6 protein-coding genes and 1 pseudogene are annotated in these 5,344 nt (G+C 67.6%); 2 read left to right on the top strand and 5 right to left on the bottom strand.

Translation table 11 applies throughout. The annotated features are described in order from the left end of the window. Both AC08OU_RS22155 and AC08OU_RS22150 read left to right on the top strand, forming a co-directional pair. A pseudogene (locus AC08OU_RS22155) lies at nucleotides 1–191 on the top strand (recombinase family protein); the annotation flags it as partial. 57 nt (nucleotides 192–248) lie between these two features. Beyond that, nucleotides 249–1,415: a recombinase family protein gene (locus AC08OU_RS22150; RefSeq protein WP_476602220.1), complete on the top strand. Its 1,167-nt coding sequence runs from the start codon at nucleotides 249–251 to the stop codon at nucleotides 1,413–1,415. On the opposite strand, the gene AC08OU_RS22145 is transcribed toward AC08OU_RS22150, so the two are convergent. The 5 genes from AC08OU_RS22145 to AC08OU_RS22125 form a co-directional block, all read right to left on the bottom strand. Beyond that, nucleotides 1,412–1,735: a hypothetical protein gene (locus AC08OU_RS22145; protein WP_476602219.1), complete on the bottom strand. Its 324-nt coding sequence runs from the start codon at nucleotides 1,733–1,735 to the stop codon at nucleotides 1,412–1,414. The two genes, AC08OU_RS22150 and AC08OU_RS22145, sit on opposite strands and share 4 nt — an antisense overlap. Then, a complete protein-coding gene (locus AC08OU_RS22140) occupies nucleotides 1,732–2,493 on the bottom strand; it encodes a replication initiator (protein ID WP_476602218.1) in 762 nt (253 codons plus the stop codon). Before AC08OU_RS22140 ends, AC08OU_RS22145 begins: the two co-directional genes overlap by 4 nt. After that, on the bottom strand, nucleotides 2,490–2,804 hold the full coding sequence (locus AC08OU_RS22135; RefSeq protein ID WP_462203388.1) for a replication initiator: 315 nt from the start codon (nucleotides 2,802–2,804) through the stop codon (nucleotides 2,490–2,492). Before AC08OU_RS22135 ends, AC08OU_RS22140 begins: the two co-directional genes overlap by 4 nt. Nucleotides 2,805–3,355: 551 nt before the next feature. Then, on the bottom strand, nucleotides 3,356–3,679 hold the full coding sequence (locus AC08OU_RS22130; protein WP_462203381.1) for a 4a-hydroxytetrahydrobiopterin dehydratase: 324 nt from the start codon (nucleotides 3,677–3,679) through the stop codon (nucleotides 3,356–3,358). A gap of 36 nt (nucleotides 3,680–3,715) precedes the next feature. Next, entirely contained in the window at nucleotides 3,716–5,233 is a 1,518-nt protein-coding gene (locus tag AC08OU_RS22125) for a helix-turn-helix domain-containing protein (RefSeq protein WP_476605688.1), read from the bottom strand. Nucleotides 5,234–5,344: the final 111 nt, after the last annotated feature.

Below are 5,344 nucleotides of genomic sequence, written 5' to 3'. Positions count from 1 at the left end.
GCGATGATGCTCTCGATCGCGTATTTGTTACTTCATTACGTCCCCTACGAACGGGAAAGCACCGGGTCGTGGTGGCGTGGGAGGAGAGCCGGATTACCCGTGACCCGGTGGTCGGCGCGGAGTTCGGCAAGATCATGCAGCGGGTCAGTGGCCGACTAATCGTCACTGATGGTGAGAAGGTCACGACCTAGGGGACGTAATGAAGTAACAAATACGTGATCGAGAGCATCATCGCAGGTCACAGGCCTGTGGAGGGTTCGAAACGCGCAAGTTATTTCATTTCGACTCCCTACGACTTCCGCAGGCAGCGGGACCGCGATGCCTGGCATGGCGCGGTCGGGAAGTCGGTCAGCGATTCCGGGCTGAAGTCGGAGCTGATAAAGCGGAAGTTGGATGCCAAGCGGGAGGCCCGGGAGTTCCTTGGTGGCCCGGTCGGCTTCGGCTGGTCTCAGACGATCAGCCGGAAGGGCAAGAAGATCGTGACCGAGTGGTCGGTCAACGAGGAGCAGGCCCGTTGGCTACGCGAGGCATCACAGCGGATCCGGGAAGGTGAAGCCGTACTCAAGGTCGCGGACGACTTCTATGACCGTGGTCTACGCATTCCGCACCGGCGGACCAGGCCCGACGACACCATGAAGACCGGCACCCTGACACGGGCCAGTCTGACAGCGATGCTGCGTAACCCGCGCATCGCTGGACTGTTCGCAACGGGAAACGTCCACCGCGGGTGGACCGTGGTCGGTCCGATGGCGAACTTCCCTGCCATCCTCACGGAGGAGGAGTGGCGGGAGACCTGTGCGGCGTTGGAAGCCGTGAAAACCCGCAAAGGCACCGGAACGGCCGTCAAACACGTGTTCGCCGGCTACTATGTGTGCCACACGTGCAAGCGATCATTGATCAGGAACTCTCCCCGCGCGTACGCGCTGTGGCGGCATCGTCTCGGTAAGAGCCGTGAGCATGTCGAGTGTGACCAGTCGTTCCACATCAACGCCGCCGATGCCGACGGCCTGATGACCCGCCTGGTGGACGCCTACCTTGTGCGCCGGGACTGGGAGAAGGCGGGTGAGGTCGCCGACACCGAGGAGTTGAAGGCCGAACGGACCGAGAAGGAACAGGAGCTTGCCGATCTCCCCCGCGCCATCACGGCCAAAGAGATCAGTCTGCGGTTGGGTGGCCAGGTCGAAGCCCAGATCGAGGCCCGGCTACGGGAGATCGACGCCGAGTTGGCCCGCCGGGCGCGTCTCGTGACCGTCCTGGACGGCCAGGAGGCACTACGGCTATGGCGTAACGGCACCCTGACGGAGAAACGCCGCGTCCTGTCGACGATCATTGAACGGATCATCGTAATTCCCGGGAAGGATCTTCCGTTGCGTGACCGGTTGGACCCCCAATGGCGCAATCCCAGCCCTGCCTAGCCACCGCCGTTCCGCGTGGGTTTCGGCGCGAGCGCGGTCACGATCGCCGCCGCCATCAACGCCGAGGGTTCCGGCGCCCGCGTGAGCTGAGCGGCGATCCACCGCGCGTCCGCCGCCGCCTCACCGTCCACGTCTGACACGGCAGGCTCACCGGCCGCCCCCGCGTCCACCCCGAGAGCACGCCGAGCGCCCCGCGCCGACGCCGGTCGACGGGCGGCTCGCCCACCCACCCGCACCGCCGCGCGTTCCGTCTTCCCGGTATCCGCCGGAATCGTGGCCACCACCACCGATGAAGGAACATCGGAACCTACGGTGCTCATCGTCCGGCCCGCCAGGTGCCCACCGGGCTACCAGCCGCCCGAGACGGCGGCAGGCCGGGCGGGTCAGCACCGTACCCGGTCCCGAGATACAGCCCACGGGCCGTATAGGTCCAGGTGCCGAGCACGATCGTGTTCTCGTCTCCGTCGGCCCGGCCGAAGGCATCCACCGGGATCCGGCCCGCCATCGCCGCGCCGATCGTGCGGGACCACACCCGCCGTACCGTCCGCAACGCGGTGAACGTCGTCGAGCAGGCCCGCGATTTCGTCAACCAGCGGCCGCCGAACCCCGCTTGGTGAGACCAGCGGATCAGTCGCGGGACATCGCCGGAGTCACGGCCGAGCGCCGCATCCAACGCCGCCGCGAACGTCGGATCGTGGCCGAGCCGCCAGCAGGTCTCCACCAACCGCCGCAGGTGCGGGTGCAGGGTCAGCCGTGCCAGCACGGCCAGCGACCGCACCGGATGATCCAACGCCCCGCCGGCCGCCGCCGACTTCGTGATGTACTTCGCCAGGTAGTTGCTGACCCGCCCGACCTCGGTGGACCCGTCGAGCGCGATACGCCGGATATCGACCTGAACACCCCAGCGCACCGCCCACCCATCCCCGGCACCAACGCCGGCGTCGAGGGTGCCCGCGTCCGGATCGGGAGCAGCCACCGCCACCGACCCGACCACGCCCCGCAGAGCGTCCGCGACCAGCTCACCAGCAGCCCACGCCGGAGGAGCCGAGCCGGGAATCATCCTCGCGGTGCCGCTCATGACAGCCCGCTGGACGGCCGTGAGGGCACAGTCCGCGTCGGGGGTGGCAGGCCCCGCACCGAACCGGTTTTCCCACCGTGTTGGCGCCGTGAGTGCACCGGGCCGAACGACGGCGCGGTCAGGGTGACGAACCACGCTGGATGCCCGGTCACCGTCTCCGGCACACCCTTGCCACCCGCGAGCCCGGCCAGGACCAGCCGCCGCGCGTCCCGCTTGTAGACCGCAGAGCAGGCCGGGAACAGCCACCCGCGACCGGCCGGTTTTCGGGCAAGCTCACGCCCACGTCCACGGAAACCAGCGCGTCCTTTCACCGCGCAGGCGCAGCCAGCCCGGACGAACCCACAGGCCGGCCGCAGCACCACACGGAAACGAGAACGAGACAGAAAAAGACCGGAAGATCGGCAGCGGCGGACCTCAGCCGCCGGCCAGACCTACCCGGTCAACCCGTGAACGAGACAAACCCTGAACATCGACAGGACACGCCATATGCGGCACTCTGCACCCCAGACGGAACGTCAACACGACTGGACGCGAACCACGAGGACACGTGGCCCACGGTGCAGCAGCCCGAGCCCGGTCCGTGCCGCTCCCAGGCGGCTCACATGTGGACAGCCCGTCTATGTGGCGTACTGCCTTACATGGCGCAGGGACCGTAGCCCCTCGAATGCCACCATCTACTATACCTATGTCCGGGCGAAGGTTCCACCTTTTTGAATGAATCGGCGAACCATCGAACCTACCCCGGAGGATCAAGACCCTGCCCCTACAGGTCCCGGCACCGACCAGGCAGCCGCCCCAGGCCAACGGGGCTGTAGAGCCCAGCGGGCCGGGACTCTCCCGCCCGCTGGGTCGGTCTCTTCAGCTATCCCGCCGCTTCCTCCTGGACGTAGCGGGCCAGCACGGCTTCGATGCGGTCGACTAGCCGGAAGTCCAGGTCGGTGATCCGCTGCCCGGCGCTGTAGGTGGTGAGACTGAACGTCAGTTCTCCCCAGCGCAGTTCGACGTCCGGGTGGTGCTCCAGTTCCTTCGCGGACTCGGCCACCGTGCCGAGAGCTTCGATCGCGGCGTAGTACTCCACGGGGAACGTCTTGTGGATCTCTTCGCGGTCGGTGGCCTTCACCCATCCGTCCAGCGCGGCCAGGCGTCGGGTGACTTCCTCGGCCGGTAGCGGGTCGCGCAGTCCCACGCTCGTTGTCCCTTCCTACAGTGTCGCCGTCCCTGCCTACAGTGTCGCCAGCAGAGCTTTGACCTGTCGTCCGGTCTCATGGTCATGCCATGGCGTGAGGTGGCGCCAAACGCCGTGGAGCTCCTGCCGTAGCCGTGCCGAACTGGTCTCCCTGGCGACGGTGACCGCGTGCGTCACCGCGTCCGCGGCGGCCTCTGGGTTCCCGGCCTGAGCATGCGAGGTGGCCTGCCGTGCCTGGTAGACGTCCTTGTCCCGGCGGGCCGCGGCGGGCAGGGCAGAGATGACCTGCTCCCACAGCGGCAGGGCCTCGCGACCGAGACCGAGACGGTTGTAGCAGGTGGCCCGCTGCACCTCGATGTAGCCGGGGGTGCGCCGGCAGGTGTTGAACCATGGGTAGTCGTCATCGACGCGGACCAGCAGCGCGGCGGCCTTGTCCAGGGCGTAGTCTGCGCCGCGCCGGTCGCCGATGAGGGCGTAGCCGTGGGCTGTCTGCTGCATCGCCTGTACCCGGACCTTTGCACACAGGCCGTTCTCGTCCGTCAGGGCCGCGCTGGTCAGGTCGAGGGTGCCGGGTCCGTCCTGCTGGTCAGTACAGATCATCGCCTTGTTCGTCAGGGTGTGCCGGACGAGCTGGGTGTCTCCCACCCGGTGAGCGAGTTCGAGAGCCTGGTTCGCCCAGTGCGACGCGCTCACGAGGTCCCCGGCATCCTGGTAGAGCCAGGTCGTCAGGCCCGCGTAGGCGACGCTCGTGCGCAACAGGGCGTGCCGTTCAGGGCTCCGGGCCACACGCAGGAACTGCCGGATGAGTTCCTGCTGCACCAGCACCGACGGAATCACGGTGTGCGGCCCCAACGCGGCATCGGCCCGGTAGTAGCCGTCAAGCTGAGCCGCCAGATACTCGATGGCCTCAGGCGCAACCTGCTGATACGACGCCAAGGGCATGACCGCGCCCCCAACCAGGAACCCGGCACCGCTTCCCGCGAGGAACGTGCGCCGGCCGATGGCCACGATGACCACCTCCCCTACGTGTGCGATCACCCGGTACGGGTCGGCCGGCGGACCCGCACTGTCTGCTGGCGGTACCCCGAGGATGCCGGGAACCGCCGGTGCGGTTGGCGAGACCACCGGGGCAGGGGCGAGAGCCGCCTCGCTGGAGCGTGGCCGTGGGAGCTTGAACCACAGCGTGTCTTCCGGGATGCGCAGGACCTCGGCCCACCGGATGAGCTTCGTAAGGTCGGTCACCGGCTCACCCGACTCGATGCGGCTCAACTGGGTCTGAGTGATGCCCATCCATCCGGCCACCGTCTCCTGAGACAGGACAACGGTGTGATGAGGGTGGTTGCGGTAGGCCGCGATCACCCGGCCCATGTGCCGCTCATCGAGGGCGTCCCGAAGCTGATCGGAGGCGGTCCAGAATTCGACCGGCACCTCCGACGCAGCCGTGCCACGTTCCCGAGCCCGGCGCTGGCAGGGCCCACACGATCCCCGGTCGTTGTCCCGGGCAAGGCGGGTGCCACACTGGCAGTAGCGAGAATCGTCTACCTGGTCACTCATCGCAGTGACGCCCCTTCGTGACCTCCCAGGCCCGGATCGTGCTCACGCAGTCTATCCAGCGCCGCGGGCCGCTCAATACCTGCGACGCATGGCGCCCATGCATTCCACGTC

It is taken from the genome of Frankia sp. CcMO1, from assembly GCF_977945845.1.
Note: the sequence above shows the minus strand (reverse complement) of the source record. Positions and strands in the feature narration are given on the sequence as shown.

What these genes read in the sequence shown, in the direction of transcription:
- AC08OU_RS22145 (WP_476602219.1), bottom strand. Translation starts at nt 1,735, where the DNA reads ATGAGCACCGTAGGTTCCGATGTTCCTTCATCGGTGGTGGTGGCCACG.
- AC08OU_RS22140 (WP_476602218.1), bottom strand. Translation starts at nt 2,493, where the DNA reads ATGAGCGGCACCGCGAGGATGATTCCCGGCTCGGCTCCTCCGGCGTGG.
- AC08OU_RS22125 (WP_476605688.1), bottom strand. Translation starts at nt 5,233, where the DNA reads ATGAGTGACCAGGTAGACGATTCTCGCTACTGCCAGTGTGGCACCCGC.